This window comes from Staphylococcus argenteus (assembly GCF_000236925.1).
Lineage (GTDB): Bacteria > Bacillota > Bacilli > Staphylococcales > Staphylococcaceae > Staphylococcus > Staphylococcus argenteus.
The window spans coordinates 144678-162657 of sequence record NC_016941.1 but is presented as its reverse complement, the minus strand read 5'-3'; the positions used below and the strand labels follow the sequence as shown (position 1 = coordinate 162657).

The window sequence follows — 17980 nt, the reverse complement described above, 5'->3', positions numbered from 1 at the left end:
TGATTCACATTATATAGTAAGCGTTTACATTTTATAAAATAATCAGCTCACAGATGTTTCATCTTTTAAAAATTTCGTCTTATTTAACCACAAAAAGTGATTATATTATCGAAAATATATTGCACTTTTCAAAAATAAAACTCATAATATAACTATACTACTTGAGAAGTATTCTCATTAATCAACTGAATTGTTATGAAAGTCGCACTTAAAATGCATGAATAAGATAAAAACAATCCAAGGTTTCGATTTGCTTACGCATTGCGCTTGTCATACATATTACATCTAGCATGATTTATATTGATATAACGATATAACATGCGCATTAGTATTAGAATGGAGTTTTTACAATGCGACTTATATTAATCGTCATTGGCCTGATATTTACAGCACTTGGTATTGCCGGTGCCGTTTTACCTTTATTGCCAACGACACCTTTCTTACTCGTAGCAGTCTTTTGTTTTGCACGAAGTTCGGATCGTTTTTACAATTGGCTTATTAATCAAAAAATTTATAAAGAATATGTTGAAAACTTTTACTTACACCGCGGTTATACGTTACCACAGAAAATAAAAATCTTAATTAGCTTATACATTGTCATTGGTTTTTCAATTTATATGGTGGATGTTTTGGCAGTAAGAATAGGATTAATTATTATGGTTGTCATTCAAACAATCGTTCTATTCACATTTGTAAAAACATTACCACAATCAAATAATAAAATAGAGGAGTGATTATCTATGTTTATGGCAGAAAATAGATTACAGTTAGAAAAAGGTAGTGCAGAAGAAACGATTGCGCGCTTTTACAATAGACAAGGAATCGAAACAATTGAAGGATTCCAACAAATGTTTGTCACTAAAACATTAAATACTGAAGACACAGATGAAGTTAAAATCTTAACCATTTGGGAGTCTGAAGAGAGTTTTAACAATTGGTTAAATTCAGATGTGTTTAAAGAAGCTCATAAAAATGTACGTTTAAAAAGTGATCATGATGCAGAAAAAAGCCCAATATTATCAAATAAAGTTTTCACTTATGATATTGGCTACCACTATCAAAAATAATCATATAAAAATATCCCCTAGTCACTGCTGGTCATGTATATCAGCTTCATGATTAGGGGGTATTTTAATTATTTATCACATAATGGCATGAATTCATCCGGCTTGTCGGATCGTAAACCAAAATAATATTCGATAGCTTCACAAATACGTCGCGATGCTTGACCGTCTCCATATGGATTGCTCGCTTGGCTCATACGTTGATATGCGTCATTATCTTCTATGAGTTGTTTCACATTTCGAACAATATTGTCATAATCAGTACCAATTACTTTCGACGTCCCCGCTTCAACACCTTCCGGACGCTCAGTGTGATCCCTTAGTACCAACACAGGCTTACCAAATGTCGGTGCCTCTTCTTGAATACCACCCGAATCTGTTAACACGAGATATGATTGGTTTGTAAAATTATGGAACTCAATCGCATCTAATGGTTCAATCAATTCAATACGATTTTTATTTGACAAATATTGCTCAGCAATCGCTCTAACCTTTGGATTTCGATGCATTGGATAAATGAAGACCACATCTTCATATTCATCTGCCAAATCTCTCACTGCTTTAAAAATACGGTGCATAGGTTCTCCAATATTTTCACGACGATGGGCAGTTAATAAAATAACTTTCTTACCTTTATGTTTATTAATGATTTTCGAAACAAAATCATCACGTACTGTTGTTGCAAGTGCATCAATTGCTGTGTTTCCAGTAATAAAGATACTGTTTTTATCTTTATTTTCAAAAAGTAAATTTTCAGCAGCAATCACCGTTGGCGCAAAATTCAATTCTGCAATATTACTTACCATGACACGATTTAATTCTTCAGGAAATGGCGAATATTTCTGATGTGTACGCAGTCCCGCTTCGACATGTCCAACAGGAATTTGGTGGTAAAATGCCGCCAAACTACCTACAAATGTCGTAGTTGTATCACCATGAACTAAAATCATATCTGGCTTTTCTACGTTAATGATATTGTCGAGTTTAGCGAGCGTATTCGCAGTAAGACTCGCTAACGTCTGTTGATCTTTCATAATATTTAAATCATGATCAGCTTGAATATCAAATATATTTAGTACACTATCCAACATATCTCGGTGTTGTGCTGTAATCACAATATTCGCTTCAAGTTGCGCATTATGATCAATTTCTTTTACTAAAGGTGCCATTTTAATTGCTTCGGGTCGAGTTCCGAAAATAACCATAATTTTCTTCATATCATTATCCTCTCTGAGATTCAAACACGTGGCAATTGATCGCTTTTAATGATTCGAGCCTTTATTTTATAAAATGTGTTTGTCCATAAAATCAAATATATTGCCATAATTATAATATGATACATCTTTAAATGCAGATTTAACAACATTCTTAGTATCAAAAATTACTTTATGTTTCATTCCTTTAAAATCGTTATCTGTTAAATGTTTAAATTCTGAATGATCACTTAAAATTAATACTAGCGATGCATCTGAAACTGCACGCGCCATTTCATGTTCGACAAAATCTAATTCAACATGTGGATCATACGCACTTACTTTGATATCGTTCTCCTGCAATAGCAATTGATAAATGTCAAATGCCGGGGATTCTCTAATATCGTCTACATCACCTTTATATGTTAAACCAAAGACTGCAACTTTATTCCCGTTAAGCACTTTAAGCATTTCTTTCGTTTTATGAACGACATAGGCTGGCATTGAATTATTAATTTCACGTCCAGTTTGGATGAGCGCTGCATTTTCAGGGTCTTTAGCAATAATAAAGTAAGGATCTACTGCCAAACAATGACCACCCACGCCTGGACCAGGTTGATGGATATTAACACGTGGGTGTTTATTAGCCATTTCAATAACATCCAACACATTAATATTTAAGTTATTACATATTTTAGTTAACTCATTCGCTAAAGCTATATTGACATCTCTGTACGTATTTTCCATTAACTTACTCATTTCAGCAGTACGCGCATCAGTTTCAATCATTTCGCCCTGTACAAATGTACGATAAACACGTTTTCCTGCTTCAATACACGCTTTAGTCACGCCACCAATAATACGATTATTATGAACCAATTCTTCTAAAATTTTTCCTGGCAATACGCGTTCTGGACAATGGACTAAATAAATATCCTCACCTATTATAAATCCTAAATTTTCAATAACTGATTTTACAAAATCATCCATCGTTTTAGGCGCTATTGTCGATTCAACAATAATGGTATTTCCCTTTTCTAAAAATGGTAAAATACTGTCGAGTGCACTCATTACAAGAGAAATATCACATGATTTATATTGATCATCATTGTTCGGTGTCGGTACTGCAATGATAAATACATCAGATGCTTCAGGTGTTGTGGATACTTTTAATTTACCCGATGCCAGTACATCTTCATAAACTTCTTGCAATCCTGGTTCTTCAATACTAATTTGACCGCTTTGTAACTTATCTATTGTTTTTTGATTTATATCAACACCAAGCACATCGACACCATGCTTTGCAAACATAATTGATGTTGGTAAACCGATATAACCTAAGCCAACTACTGCTAATTTCATACTATAACCTCCAAATAAAAACTATTTGTATGTTTATTTCATTTAATAGATGACTTATGCCTTATCTTTGGTTGTCGTTTCATCCATGATGTCCGCAATAACAAGTGACATTTTTCCAGGGATAACTTCTAATGCATTATTGTTTTCATATAACGTCTTACTGTATGTTAAATTGCCAAATAATTTTCTAAAAATCGACAATTTATTAAAATATCTATTTAACATTGATGGCATAGTTACCATAATGGTTTTACGATGTGCTTGATGACGAATTTCATGCATTACCGCTGATGTATCAAAATAAAAACTGTCTTGCGGATGATATACCCCCGTCACTTCTAGTGATATTAATTGATCAATAAATGCTGTCAGATGTTTAATATATAAAGCACTACGCTGATTTTTAATATCAGGAATGATTGGTAATAATTGCGATAACTTCATTAAGCGTTGGAAATTTCCTGGGCAATTTGGACCATAAATCATAGGTGGCCTTACAATTGAGACTTTAAATGTATTACTCACCATCTCTAATAATGCTTGTTCAGCAAACATTTTGGAAATCCCGTAATTTGTCGTTGGTTTTATTGGTGTTTGTGTACTGATTTCATCTGTTCTTCCAACATTACCCTCTTTACCATAGACAGCCATCGTACTCATAAAAATAAATTGCTTGATGCCTTCATCTTTCGCCTTTTGTGCTAATTGTTTCGTAAGCAACATATTCACTTGCATATAATCTGATAGTCGCGCTTCTGGTGTACTATTGTGAACTAAGGCTGCCGTATGAATTAAGACATCATAGTCCTTGAATGAAGTTGACTTCCATAATTGATTCCTAACATTGATTTGATTCACTCGATGCCCTTGTTCAGTTAGCTTATTTTTCAGTGCATTTCCAATGTAGCCATGCATACCTGTAATTAAAATGTTTTTTCTCATTAGTGATGCACACCTTCAGAAGTAATAATATTTTTAACTGTTTTATAAATGATATACATATCAAGCATCATGGATTGATGCGTTAAATAATAACGATCATAGGCTACTTTTTGATCATCTGTAATATCATCTCTACCCATCACTTGAGCTAAGCCGGTCACACCTGGTCTAATCGTATGCACATTCGCTTTTGTACGCTTTTCTATTAACTCGTATTGGTTATAAAGTGCTGGTCTCGGTCCTACAATCGACATTTCACCTTTTAAAACATTCAATAATTGTGGTAATTCATCTATAGATGTCTTACGAATGACTTTGCCTGTTTTTGTAATATATGAAGTAGAATCCATCAAATCTGTTGCAACGTTGGGTGTGTCTATTTTCATAGATCTGAACTTATAAATATTAAAAAGTTTATTATTAACAGTTGGTCTTTTTTGTTTGAAAATGGCTGGTCCCGGTGATTCAATTTTTATCAGTAATGCCGTTATAAATAAGATTGGACTTAATACTACTAAACCGTAAATTGAACTTACTACATCGAATAATCGCTTCATAATTATCTCCTCACTTCAACAGATTGTAATACTTCATTGTATTAATTTCTCTCGTATATTTATCTTTAAACAGTTGATGTGCGCGCTCACCCATTTCTTGTAATGCTTGACTAGAATGGGTGTTGATGAAATTATAAATAGCTTGTGCATCGCCATTATCTATTTGTACACCTGCATCATATTGTTCAACATGTTGAACAATGTCAGATTGTTTATCCATGATGAGTACTAACGGCTTCTTAGCTGCTAGGTAGCCATAATTTTTACTCGGCACTCCTAACCCAACACCTTCTTTAATAAGTGATGCAAAGCAAACGTCAGCAATTTTCAAGACGTCGGCGTAATCTGTCCCCGTTAAAAATTCAAACATTTTTACATTTTCAATTTGATGTGTCTCAATAGCCGCTTTGACTTCAGCAAATTTCTTACCATGCCCACACAGTATTGTTAATGTTTTCGTTTCATTTTTATTTAATTTTAAGAATGAAACGAGTGTCTCCATATCTTGTAACTGACCCATATTACCGCTATATAATAAAATCTTGTCGTATTGTTCGCGATAAGTTCTAAATGTGTCATTTTCAATATGATTGTCTTGCAACTGACGCATATCATACCAATTAGGAATAATATGGATGTTGTTAGGATTTTTAGAAATCTGATGATTTACTAAATAATTTTTCATTTCAGTACCAAGCACAATGACATTGTCTGCGTGTTTATACACATTTTTATTGATATAACGCATTAATTTATCAATCATACTACCAGGTCGAGTAGCTCCTGTTTTAATAGCATTGTCAGGCGCAATATCATAGACTACAAAAGAATATTTCTTCTTAAATACTCTATGCAAAACGTCTGGTATTAATGGCAAAATGGGTGGATTAGAGTAAACAAGAATGTGGTCGTACTTCAACATTTTTGGCATATTTAGTGCAAACTTTGAAAATAGACTAAAGAAATTAATTATTCTTCCAACATTACTTTTATTATTAAATCTTGAATATTTAAGACGTCGAATATGAATGTCATGATACGTTTCCGTCTTAGAGACATTATTGTTTTGACTATATTCATATGGCCAACCACATAAGACATCGACATTGATACCTTGAGCAGTTAAATCCTCAGCCAGTTGCGTTGGCAACGTCGCAGAAGATACATACTCCGGATAAAAATACTGGCATAGTATTAAAATATTTTTTTTGCTCATCTAATCGTCCTTTTCAGTAGTCATTTTAGATTTCAACTTAAGTTTCTTTGAATCTTTTGTTTTTAGCGAAATAAAACAGTGCTATAAAAAATATAATGTACGACAATACTAGTACAATTGTATTAATAGAAACGAAGTTTAAAAATGTTAGGCTAAATATTTTAGAAATGATGAATGTAATAGTTGTTCCTACTAAAAATAACGCTTGTAATATAAGTTCTAACTGTTGTTTTTGCAATACAATCACAGAAAGTGACACTGTAGATACAATCAGTCTTACTACAAATAATGGGATAACAATTTTAATTACAATAATTGCATCACCCCAATTTTTTCCTAATAATATATTTACTAGTTCTTCGCTGAATAAATAAAGTGGTACATAGAGTATGATTGAAACTATGATTAATGCTGAACTAAATTTAAGTAACAAATTCCGAAAATTACCATACTCGATGTAATAATCATTGGCTTGTTGCATAAATATTTTTGATAAACCTAAAGAAATAATTGTGACTGGAATACCCAATACTCTGATCGCCATCCCATATATACCTACTTCAGTGTTTGTATACAAAATACCTATAAAGAACACAACAACCGAAAAAGATAAACTATTTAATAATATTGATGGTGTTGAATAAACTAACTGATTCTTATTTTCTAAAAATATCTCCTTTGCCTCTTCTTTATCTTTTACAATATTAAAATGCTTTTTAAAGGTTCTATATCCGAGTGTTAGACCTGCAATATAAGACAATGAAAATCCAATGATTAAACCTAGACTTCCAAATGCTAAAAAACCAAATATGATTTGAAGTAATGCCATTGATGCAGCTCTAAAAACGTTAATCAAACTTAATACTTTATATTTCCGTTCCTTATTTAAATAATTCGTAAATATATTCGTTAAACTTACCAAAAACAACATGACAATAATAAAAATAAAATCTAGTATAAAATTTGGAAACAATAATGCACTAACCATAAATACTGGAATTAGTATTAATATAATGACTAATGATATTAAAAAGCTAATCTGTGAAAGTATATTTGCAATACGATCATTTTTAGCATTTACAATTAATAAATCATATCTTGCATTAATAATCGGTATTAGAATCATTGCGATATTAGAGAAAATCGTAAACTCTCCAAATTCAGCTGGCGAATATAACCTTGTAATAATTGGAGTTGTGACGATTAGTATGATTTGCGCAATACCGCTACTTAAAATCATTAAAAATGAATCACTAATAAATTTATTTATTTTCATAATTAGCCTCAGATTTTCTTAATGATTTTCGCTGGATTTCCGCCTATAATAACGTTGCCTTCAGGAAAACTTTTTGTAACAACTGATCCAGCACCTACTATAGTATGATCCCCTAACTCAACGCCTGGTAATATGACTGAATTCATACCTATCCAGCTATAATTGCCTATTTTGACATCTTTTCCTGGGACATGTGACTTTAAATTTTTAATGTCATGATTTGCTGTAATAATACCTACATTAGGTGCTATGTAGACACCTCTTCCTAGATATATTACTGCTGAAAAATTATTAAAATACGTACCTGGTGATTGGAATATATGAATATCATTTTTATCAAAAACAATATTATTTGGATTATGCATTCTGACAGTTATGTCAGCTGGAAATGGTATACGAGCATTAATACCTAACAATTTAAATGGAACTGCCTTCCACGCCCATAACCATCCAGCTACTTTATTTTCAAAATAGTATCCAGTTAAATATTCTTTTTTATAAAACAACAATAGCGGTGTATTCATTAATCTAAACAGTTTGGTTTTCATAAATGTTTTGATTATCATTCTATCCCTACTTTTTTAGTGAAATTTTTAATAATAATGCCTGGGACGATAGCTATAGAGTATACAACTAAAATCATAGAAATCAGTGTAATTAGTGGTGTTGGATGACTGAAAACATTTGTGATAAGTCGCATATAAATGTATGTGCCAATAAATATCACTTCTAAGGATTTACTTCTGCGAATAATATATTCGACTAAAAATGCAAAGAAAATATTTGCTAGCAAATTCAAATAGAAGAATAATGGTCCAAAGTATATAATGCCGTATCCTGCACTCGATATAAGATGACCGGTCAATTGTTTACTACCATATATCAACTGATTGAAAAGTTGACTCGTAATTAAATGTTGTTTATCTATAAAAAAGTTAATACCAAAAATAGCTCTCGTATTATCGAATAAATATTGTTTAAATGAACCACTATAATAATTTAAATAATCTATAGAAGCCGCAATGTTACTCGGTCCATAAAAATATGATTGTAACGTATCAACGATTCTCAAGTTACCTACACTTGTGCTCTTAAGTGCTTCGCTATACGATGTATAATTAAACACATATAATTCCTTATATAATGTCATTAATGCTAATACAAAGATACCTACCGAAATAATGACAATATTGATACGTCTTTTATGTTTAAAAAACAACAATGAAACAACTGTTAAAACAGCAATCATTGTATAAAGTTGATAACTTCTTCTTTCACCAACAATTAAACTAATATTAATAACTCCTATAAATAGCGGTAATATAGCATAATAAATTTTAGGGTTATCTTTGTATTTTTTATATGACGCATACGCAATAACTAAAAATAAAAGTGCTAAAGCCAGTTGAAATAACATAACAAAAAGGACATTTAAACTACTTGCCGTCTCCGTTCCTCTACCCATTGCATCTGTTTTGATGATTAAAAATGATATATTTTTTCTTACTCCTGGAGAAACTAAAAATATTCCAAAAATAACTAAACTAAATAGAATGTAATAAATTGGTGATCCAGAAAGCTTAAAATTATTGCGTGTCACTACTTTTTGTTTAAATAACCTTGTCCTTGATAGAATCAAAATAAATAATGAACCTATGATAAACTCTACACACATGTATAAAACTGCTTCATTAAAATATGTTTGTCCTAATGGCAAATTATCTATAATTGAATCATTGAATAAGGCAATCATTGCTGGTATGATGACTAATCTTAGAAAACCCAAAACATCATATACAATTTTTGAGAACTTGAAATTTGCATTATTAGAGAAACTTAAAAGGAGTTTTCCAACTCCATAACATATAGGTGCTAGAAATAATAATGGTTTGTCTCCAAATATAAGACATGGAAATATTAAAATAGCAATGACATATGATGTGACATTGTAGAATTTATTCATTGAATATCCTACCTATTTCCTTATAAAACTGTTTATTATTTTCAATTACATTATTTCTATAAGTTTCTCTTTTATTTTCAATGTCATTTACATCCAAATTGTTATACCAATTCATCAATACATCACCTATACCTTTTAAATTTTCTGGACTAACACTAAACCCCAATCCAAATTTATTCGCTTCCGTAGCAGTAAATGTACCCTCAGTTGTAATAATAGGTTTATTTAAAAACAAGGCATAGTACATTCTTATTGATAAAGCTGTATCTAAAGCAATATTTTGATTACCAAACAAATTATTCAGAATGTCAATTTTATTTAAGAATTTAGGCGTATCTGTCAAATCAAAGCCACCTGAAAATGTAACGTTATTTATATGATTTTTTTGAGCAAATGCTTCTAAATGTTTCGATCCCGTTCCAAAATATTGCAAATGGAACCTTGGATCATTAGCAAGTTCTTTCATTAATGCTTCATTTATCTCATTAAATCTGACATTTCCTATAAACCCTATATTAATAGGGAGTATTGATTTATAACTTTTATTTACATAACTTTCTTCAATAATACTTAAGTTATAACTATAAATAATTCTATACTTATCAGATTTTGGTAAAAAAGATAGAAAACCCTCTGAAGATAACGTCGTTAGTCTACTGGTATTAACAATTTTTTTCATTCTATGCTTAATGAGTTTATTTCTTTCATAAAAGTAATCTCTTATATTTAAGATAAATTTGTTTTTATAGTGCTTTTTTAAAAACCCCTTAAACAAATGTCCCGTATAACTTCCCCAAACAATAATAAAATCATACTTATTTTGTCTCAGAATTTGTTTTGCATAGGGCTTAAATTGATAATACGTTCTAGCTTTTTTGAAAAATGACCAATTGTCTTTAATATTTACTTTGTATTTATAATAATTGTTGATGCCTTGGATATGCTCGTTGATATCATATTTGTCAGTATATATAATGTCCACGTCATTGCTCTCCAAATCAATATGGTTTAAGTAATGCGATAACAATGACATGTGCTTAATATTTGTAGCGCCAAGAATCGCTATCTTCATCATCATTTCCTCCAAGTATTTCGATTAATAATGTCCTTATAGCTTTGAATGATTTTGACTACTTTTGTTGAAACATTTGTGTCTTTGTAATCTATTGCATCAATCATCGGTTCGTTATTATTTTGCATCTCTCTTGCTAGTTCAACAGATTGAATAAGATTGTTATAGCTTATACCACCAACTATCACTGTCCCTTTATCTAATACTTCTGGTCTTTCTGTCGAAGTACGGATAAGCACACCTGGAAACTTCAATATTGAAGACTCCTCTGATAAGGTGCCGCTATCTGATAACACAACGAATGCATCTTTTTGTAATGCATTGTAATCAAAGAATCCAAATGGTTTTAACTGTCTAACTAATGGATCAAATTCAAATTGGCTTTCTTCAATTTTTTTCCAACTTCTTGGATGTGTCGAATAAATAACAGGCATTTGATATTTTTTAGCAATGTCATTAATCGCATTCATTAATGAATTAAAATTGTCTTCATTATCAATATTTTCTTCTCTATGTGCAGATACTAAAATATATTGTTGTGGTTCTAATCCAAGCTCATTTAACACATCACTTTGATTGATTTTATCTTGATGTGCTTCTATCACTTCAGTCATCGGTGAACCTGTCACAAAGATATTCGCTTTATTGAAGCCTTCATCTAATAAATAGCGTCTGCTATGCTCCGTGTAAGGTAAATTGACATCACTAACATGATCAACGATTTTACGATTAATTTCTTCAGGTACATTTTGATCAAAACATCTGTTACCCGCTTCCATATGAAAAACAGGTATTTTTAAACGTTTAGCAGATACTGCTGCTAAACAACTATTTGTATCACCAAGAATTAAAAGTGCATCTGGTTGTTCACTTGCTAAAACGTCATATGATTTTGCAATAATATTCCCCATCGTTTCTCCGAGGTTACTTCCAACTGCCTCTAAATAGTGGTCCGGCTGTCTTAATTCCAAATCATCAAAGAAAATTTGATTTAACGTATAGTCATAGTTTTGCCCTGTGTGTACTAATATTTGGTTAAAATATTTATCACATGCTTTTATCGTCGATGATAAACGAATAATTTCAGGTCTTGTACCAACTATGGTCATTAACTTTAACTTTTCCATATGCTATACCTCCAAGAAATAGGTGTCTGGCTTAGTTGGATCAAACATCTCATTCACCCACATAATAGTTACCATATCTGTATCACCTAAATTTTCAATATTATGTGTATATCCGACAGGTATGTCTACGACTTCCAGTTTGTCACCAGAAACATAATATTCTATGACTTCATCATCATTAACATGTCTAAAGCGAATCACACCTCTACCTGATACAACTAAAAACTTTTCATTTTTAGTATGATGCCAATGATTCCCCTTAGTAATACCTGGTTTAGATATATTTACAGATACTTGACCACGATCCGGTGATTTTATAAATTCTGTAAATGAACCTCTATCATCCACATTCATTACAAGTGGATAGCTAAAGTCCGTCGTCGGCAAATAACTTAAGTACGTACTATATAAATCTTTTTCAAATACATTGTCTAACTTTGGTAACGTTCGATCGATTCGTGATTGTTTAAATTTATATAATAAATCTACAATTTCTCCAAGTGTCACTTTAAAAACATTTGGAACTGTAGGCACACCATTTTCAATCGTTGGTTCCCCTTCAATTGCGCGTTTAATTTCGGCCACAATGTCATCCACATAGTTTAGCGTCAGTTCAACATTGCGATCATTCACTTGTATTTCTTCATCTCGTGCTATTTTGTAACAAAATGTCGCAATAACTGAGTTATAGTTCGGTTTGCACCATTTACCAAATAGATTTGGCCATCGATAAATGTAAATCGGGTTGCCATACTCCTCAGCATATTGTCTTAATAGCTGTTCCCCTTGCAACTTACTTTCTCCATAAGGATTATCTTGCGTTGCTTGTATTGATGACGATAACAATATCGTTGGCTTTTTTGTATTTCTCGTTAATATCTCAAGTATATGGTCTAAGTAACTTACATTTCCTAAACTGAATTCTTTATTATATTCAGGTCTATTAACGCCCGCTAAATGGACAACAAAATCTGCTTTTAATAAAGCCTTCTCTAAATCCTCTTCATCTGTTTGTCGATGTATTTCATAAATGTGATGATCTGTTGTTGATGATAAATCTGCTTTTAAATTTTTCCCTACAAATCCATTTGCTCCTGTAATTACAATGTTCAACATCAATCTCTCCTATCTCATTGAATCTTTATAATTATTCAATTCGTTTCTAACATATTCTAGCGTCAGTAGTTTTTCTTTTATTTCCTCTACTGTTAAAATATGTGTGTTATCGGAGTTATATTCATAAGCTTTAGTAATCTTTTCGTTACCAGTTTCAACGTAATTACTATAGTTTAAATCTCTGGAGTCTGCCGGCACTCTAAAATATTCACCCATGTCTTCACAGTGCGCGTACTCTTCTCGTGTCAATAAGGTTTCTGCCTTCTTTTCTCCGTGACGAGTCCCGATAATCTCAATATCATTATCCGCATCAAATAATTCTAATAAGGCTGTTGCAAGGTCACCTACAGTGGAACTAGGTGCTTTCTGAACCATGATGTCGCCTGTCTCTGCATGTTTAAATGCATGAACAACGAGCTCCACCGCATCTTCTAAACTCATTAAGAAACGAGTCATTTCTGGATCAGTAATCGTCAAAGGCTCTCCCGCCTTAATTTTGTCTATAAATAACGGGATTACAGATCCTCTTGAAGCCATCACGTTTCCATACCTCGTGCCACAAATTAGCGTTTGTTCACTTCGTACATTTCGCGATTTTGCCACGAACACTTTTTCCATCATCGCTTTTGATATCCCCATTGCATTAATTGGATACGCTGCTTTGTCTGTAGATAAACAAATGACCTTTCTAACATTATGATGAATAGCACTCTGTAATACATTTTCAGTACCAATAATGTTGGTCTTTACCGCTTCAACTGGGAAAAATTCACACGATGGTACTTGCTTTAACGCAGCTGCATGGAATACATAATCAACATCCCGCATGGCTGTATCTACACTATGACTATCACGCACATCTCCAATATAAAACTTCAATTTAGAGTTGTTATATTTCTTTCGAATATCATCCTGTTTTTTCTCATCACGCGAGAAAATTCTAATTTCTTTGATGTTAGAATCTAAAAAGCGTTTCATAACAGCATTACCGAATGAGCCTGTGCCACCAGTTATTAATAAAATTTTGTCATCAAACATCATTATTCCCCTTTTTGCCATTGGCATAGTTAATAATTTTTTCTTTACTAAAATCATTTACAATATCTTGAATAATCGCTTCAACTTGATTACTTGTCATATGCTTTACTTTACCGCGATAAATTTTTTCATATACTTGTTCAGGGTGTACTTCGTCTTTATTCATTAACTCTTCAAACATTTTTTCGCCAGGTCTAATACCCGTATATGTGATACGTATATCTTCTTCTTTTTTACCACTTAACTTAATTAAGTTGCGGGCTAAATCTACAATCTTGACTGGTTCTCCCATGTCCAACACAAATACTTCGCCACCTTCTGCGAGTGCACCTGCTTGTAAAACTAATCTAGAAGCTTCGGGTATCGTCATAAAATATCTTGTCATCTCAGGATGCGTTACAGTAACTGGACCTCCCGCTTCAATTTGACTTTTAAAAAGCGGAATCACGGATCCTCTCGAACCAAGTACATTACCAAATCTTACTGCAACAAAATCTGTTCGATGCGTTTCATCGTTTAAGCTTTGAATAATCATTTCTGCAATACGTTTTGAAGCACCCATAACATTAGGTGGGTTAACTGCCTTATCGGTGGAAATCATCACGAATTTCTTTACACCTGCATGTTTCGCTGCTTCTGCAGTATTTTTTGTCCCTAAAATATTATTACGAACTGCTTCTTCAGGATTATATTCCATTAACGGTACGTGTTTATGTGCCGCTGCGTGATAAACTGCATATGGTTTATATTGATCCATAATTTCAAACATGCGCGCTCTATTTTGAACGTCTGCAATAACAGGCACAATATCAAAGTGTTTTCCAAAACGATTACGTAATTCTCGATTAATTAAATAAATACTGTTTTCACCATGTCCAAGCAAGATAATTCGTTCTGGATAAAAGTTACATACTTGTCTGCAAATTTCAGAACCAATTGAACCACCTGCACCTGTCACTAGAATAGTTTTATTCGTTAATTCTTTTGATATCATATCCATATCTAGCTCAACGGGATCTCTGCCTAACAAATCTTCCACTTCAACTTTTTTCAATTGATTGACTTCCAATTCACCAGACATCACGTCTTCAATGTTAGGCATTTTCAATAATTCAACACCGTCTAAATGGCAAATATTATTAATCTCTTTCAAACGCCCTTGCCCGATTGTCGGAATAGCGATAATAATTTTTTTAATTTTATATTTTTTCACTAATTCTGGTATGTCTGCTATCTTCCCTTGAACTTTAACACCTTCAGTAATGGTGATATTACGTTTATGTTCATCATCATCAACAGCTAATACTGGTTCAAGTTTCATCTCATCACTTTTCAACATTTGTCTAATCAGCATTGATCCTGCTTGACCTGCACCAACAACTAGAGTAGTTTTTTTATTAAATGATTTACCCCCAAGATATTTTCGGTAAATTCGCCAAAAGAGACGCGAGCCACCTATTAAAATCAAGTGCATCATCCAAGTAATTAAATACAGCCTAAAAAACGGTCTGTTGCCTGTTACAATTGTCACGACAATCATAGTTATAACAATAGATGTCGTAACAGCTTTAACAATTAAAATTAATTCACTCACACTGGCATATTCCCATGCACGATGGTACATATTAAAAATAAATGCTGAAATATGATGTGATATGAATAGTGAAACAGCTGCCAATATTAGTAATTTGACAGAGTATGTTTTGAAATACGGCTCTAAAATGTAGTAACTCACAAACACTGAAACTGTCACAATCAGCGAATCGATTAATGCTAATATTAGAAGCCGCAATTTCACAGATAAATGTGCCATAAAACCCCTCATTTGCTGTTTATAACCCAAACCATCTTTTCTGTTTATAGTCTTGTTGTGGCATTCGTTTAGGAATTTTTTTATTATTAACAACTAACTTCGCATTACTTATAAATTCGTTCATATCATCTTGATATTGACGTAATTTTTTATCTTTGAATAAATCATTCATTAAGAATGGTCTTATTTTTCTGTTATGCGCATCTGATCCTATAAAATGGGTCAGATTATTTTCAATCATTTGTATTGCTAATTTTCTAATTTTTTTACCAGATATCCCCGCAAGAGATGATGTTGTAATTTGACTTAATGCCCCTTTATTAATTAAATCGTAAAGAATATCAAGATTTTGGGTGATTGCCTTATTACGCTCTGGGTGTGCAATGATAGGTATAAATCCTTTACTTTGTAACTCGAAAAATAATTGATCAGTATAATGTGGAACTTCATTTGATGGGAATTCTATGAGTAAATAGCGTGAATCATTAATACCAGTAATATCTTTATGATCAATATCTTTAAGTATTTGATCAGTAATTCTTATTTCCTGACCATAATAAAACTTTAAGTTCAGCTTTTGAACTTCAGCTAAGTTTTGAATATGGTTTAAACATGATTTCACTTTTTCTATTGGAGTATTATATCGTGGGTGTAAGTGATGTGGTGTTACGATTATTTCTGTAATACCTTGTGTTGTTGCTTGCTTTAAAAGCTCGAGCATATCAGTTTCATTTTTAGGTCCGTCATCGATGTCAGGCAATATATGATTATGAATATCAATCATATTTATTCATCTCCGTAATAGTGATAATAACTAGACGATTTATCGACCTTGGTCTTGTTTAAAATGACACCTAAAATGTTACTGCCTGCTTTCTCCATAAGCGCTTTTGCTTTTTTAACTTCATTTTTATCATTTTTTTCACTATCAATAACTAACAAGCTATCTTTAATGGCACGTGCATATAGTTGTGCATCCGTCACAGTATTAACTGGTGGTGTATCAACGATAATAATGTCATAACGTTCATTGAAAAGATCAACTAATTCTTTAAATCTTTCAGAAGCTATTAGTTCTGATGGATTAGGAGGTACAGGACCTGCTGTGAGTAAATCTAAATTGTCAATTTCTGTTGATGTAATTGCTTCTGACATCGTAGTTCTACCAATAATTAAATTTGATAATCCATTATTATTTTGTTCATTAAAAATATAGTTTTGTGTTGGCTTACGCATATCACCGTCAATTACTAAAGTCTTATAGCCTGCTTGAGCATACGTAATCGCGACGTTCGATACAACTGTACTTTTACCCGCACCAGGCTTTTCAGAAGTAACTAACAAACGCTTTACTTCACCATTTGCTTTTGAAAACATGATGTTTGAGCGTATACCCCGAAATTTTTCACTAATTGTAGATTTCGGTTTTTCATATACAAATAGTGTCGTTGTCGTATTTTCCTTTTTTGACATAAGTAGCAACCATCCTTAATTAAATTTTTGAATTGAACCTAATACTGGTAATCCCAATTCTTTCTCTACGTCTTCTTCATCCTTAATTCGCTTATCGAAAATAACTTTGAAGAATACATATATCAATGCGATAACTAATCCTAAGAAGAATGCACCAATTAAATTCACTACCGTTTTTGGTGCGACTTTAACTGCTGTACCATCTGCTTTAGATAAAATTGATACGTTATCTACACTCATAATCTTTGGAATTTGTTTACTTGTTACTTTAGCGAAACTATTCGCAATTTTTTCAGAATCCTGTTTATGACCACTTTTAACTTGGATGTTGATAAGTTGTGTATTTTCTTGGTTTGTAATTGTTAACATACTCGATAATTTAGAAGGTGAGTATTTATGATTTAAGTCTTTCGACACCTCATCTAAAATTCTCGGACTTTTAACAATTTCTTTATACGTATTTACAAGCTGGATATTACTTTGTACTTCTTGTGCCATAAACTGAGGATTGTCACCTTTAGTTTGATTCACTAAAATTTGTGTATTAGCTTGATATTTAGGTGATAAGACAAAAAACGTAACAATCGCGCTAATAATTAAAAATAATAGTGGCAAGATAATTAATATCTTTAAGTTTTTTTGTAACACTTCTTTAATTTTTGTTAATTCTAATGCACTATCCATTATTTACCTCCCTTAAATTTTTCAATATTGTTGGTATTATATATATAGTATTTACATATTACAATGTATTTAAACAATAAATTA

General features: G+C 32.1%; 18 protein-coding genes. 2 read left to right on the top strand and 16 right to left on the bottom strand.

Annotated elements, in window-relative coordinates; all coding sequences use genetic code 11:
• Window positions 1-350 precede the first annotated feature (350 nt).
• Both SAMSHR1132_RS00720 and isdI read left to right on the top strand, forming a co-directional pair.
• On the top strand, window positions 351-734 hold the full coding sequence (locus SAMSHR1132_RS00720) for a YbaN family protein (protein WP_001236998.1): 384 nt from the start codon (window positions 351-353) through the stop codon (window positions 732-734).
• A gap of 6 nt (window positions 735-740) precedes the next feature.
• Complete coding sequence (gene isdI, locus SAMSHR1132_RS00715) at window positions 741-1067, top strand: staphylobilin-forming heme oxygenase IsdI (RefSeq protein ID WP_000480597.1); 327 nt, start codon at window positions 741-743, stop codon at window positions 1065-1067.
• Window positions 1068-1135: 68 nt separating this feature from the next.
• Here the strand turns inward: isdI and wecB are convergent, their stop codons facing one another.
• From wecB to capA, 16 genes are all read right to left on the bottom strand, one after another.
• Complete coding sequence (wecB, locus tag SAMSHR1132_RS00710) at window positions 1136-2281, bottom strand: non-hydrolyzing UDP-N-acetylglucosamine 2-epimerase (protein ID WP_000723430.1); 1146 nt, start codon at window positions 2279-2281, stop codon at window positions 1136-1138.
• Between the two features lie 66 nt (window positions 2282-2347).
• The gene (locus tag SAMSHR1132_RS00705; RefSeq protein WP_000762191.1) at window positions 2348-3619 is read right to left on the bottom strand and encodes a nucleotide sugar dehydrogenase; all 1272 of its coding nucleotides are present in this window, start codon (window positions 3617-3619) and stop codon (window positions 2348-2350) included.
• Window positions 3620-3673: 54 nt separating this feature from the next.
• Window positions 3674-4561 (bottom strand): NAD-dependent epimerase/dehydratase family protein, encoded by an 888-nt coding sequence (locus tag SAMSHR1132_RS00700; RefSeq protein WP_001230667.1) that lies wholly within the window; start codon window positions 4559-4561, stop codon window positions 3674-3676.
• On the bottom strand, window positions 4561-5118 hold the full coding sequence (cap8M, locus tag SAMSHR1132_RS00695) for a type 8 capsular polysaccharide synthesis protein Cap8M (RefSeq protein ID WP_000825094.1): 558 nt from the start codon (window positions 5116-5118) through the stop codon (window positions 4561-4563). The genes SAMSHR1132_RS00700 and cap8M overlap by 1 nt, the downstream gene beginning before the upstream one ends.
• Window positions 5119-5128: 10 nt before the next feature.
• Window positions 5129-6334 carry a glycosyltransferase family 4 protein gene (locus SAMSHR1132_RS00690; RefSeq protein ID WP_000038838.1) on the bottom strand — a complete coding sequence of 402 codons (1206 nt, stop codon included), beginning with the start codon at window positions 6332-6334 and terminating at the stop codon, window positions 5129-5131.
• A gap of 37 nt (window positions 6335-6371) precedes the next feature.
• Window positions 6372-7610: an oligosaccharide flippase family protein gene (locus tag SAMSHR1132_RS00685; protein WP_000700193.1), complete on the bottom strand. Its 1239-nt coding sequence runs from the start codon at window positions 7608-7610 to the stop codon at window positions 6372-6374.
• An 8-nt stretch (window positions 7611-7618) separates the two neighbouring features.
• Window positions 7619-8176 (bottom strand): acyltransferase, encoded by a 558-nt coding sequence (locus SAMSHR1132_RS00680; protein WP_000584662.1) that lies wholly within the window; start codon window positions 8174-8176, stop codon window positions 7619-7621.
• Window positions 8173-9573 (bottom strand): type 8 capsular polysaccharide synthesis protein Cap8I, encoded by a 1401-nt coding sequence (gene cap8I / locus SAMSHR1132_RS00675; protein ID WP_001032319.1) that lies wholly within the window; start codon window positions 9571-9573, stop codon window positions 8173-8175. Before cap8I ends, SAMSHR1132_RS00680 begins: the two co-directional genes overlap by 4 nt.
• Window positions 9566-10645 carry a glycosyltransferase family protein gene (locus SAMSHR1132_RS00670; RefSeq protein ID WP_042354630.1) on the bottom strand — a complete coding sequence of 360 codons (1080 nt, stop codon included), beginning with the start codon at window positions 10643-10645 and terminating at the stop codon, window positions 9566-9568. Before SAMSHR1132_RS00670 ends, cap8I begins: the two co-directional genes overlap by 8 nt.
• 2 nt (window positions 10646-10647) lie before the next feature.
• Window positions 10648-11772, bottom strand: coding sequence for a type 8 capsular polysaccharide synthesis protein Cap8G (gene cap8G, locus SAMSHR1132_RS00665; protein ID WP_000413163.1), 1125 nt, complete (start codon window positions 11770-11772; stop codon window positions 10648-10650).
• Window positions 11773-11775: 3 nt separating this feature from the next.
• Window positions 11776-12885 (bottom strand): capsular polysaccharide biosynthesis protein CapF, encoded by a 1110-nt coding sequence (locus SAMSHR1132_RS00660; protein ID WP_042355847.1) that lies wholly within the window; start codon window positions 12883-12885, stop codon window positions 11776-11778.
• Between the two features lie 12 nt (window positions 12886-12897).
• A complete protein-coding gene (gene cap8E, locus SAMSHR1132_RS00655; protein WP_000459058.1) occupies window positions 12898-13926 on the bottom strand; it encodes a type 8 capsular polysaccharide synthesis protein Cap8E in 1029 nt (342 codons plus the stop codon).
• Window positions 13919-15739 (bottom strand): type 8 capsular polysaccharide synthesis protein Cap8D, encoded by a 1821-nt coding sequence (cap8D, locus tag SAMSHR1132_RS00650; RefSeq protein WP_000940797.1) that lies wholly within the window; start codon window positions 15737-15739, stop codon window positions 13919-13921. The genes cap8E and cap8D overlap by 8 nt, the downstream gene beginning before the upstream one ends.
• A gap of 19 nt (window positions 15740-15758) precedes the next feature.
• The gene (locus tag SAMSHR1132_RS00645; protein ID WP_000565289.1) at window positions 15759-16523 is read right to left on the bottom strand and encodes a tyrosine-protein phosphatase; all 765 of its coding nucleotides are present in this window, start codon (window positions 16521-16523) and stop codon (window positions 15759-15761) included.
• Window positions 16524-16525: 2 nt separating this feature from the next.
• Window positions 16526-17212 carry a type 8 capsular polysaccharide synthesis protein Cap8B gene (gene cap8B / locus SAMSHR1132_RS00640; protein ID WP_000037323.1) on the bottom strand — a complete coding sequence of 229 codons (687 nt, stop codon included), beginning with the start codon at window positions 17210-17212 and terminating at the stop codon, window positions 16526-16528.
• Window positions 17213-17227: 15 nt separating this feature from the next.
• Window positions 17228-17896 (bottom strand): capsular polysaccharide type 5/8 biosynthesis protein CapA, encoded by a 669-nt coding sequence (capA, locus tag SAMSHR1132_RS00635; protein WP_000376471.1) that lies wholly within the window; start codon window positions 17894-17896, stop codon window positions 17228-17230.
• Between the last annotated feature and the right edge of the window lie 84 nt (window positions 17897-17980).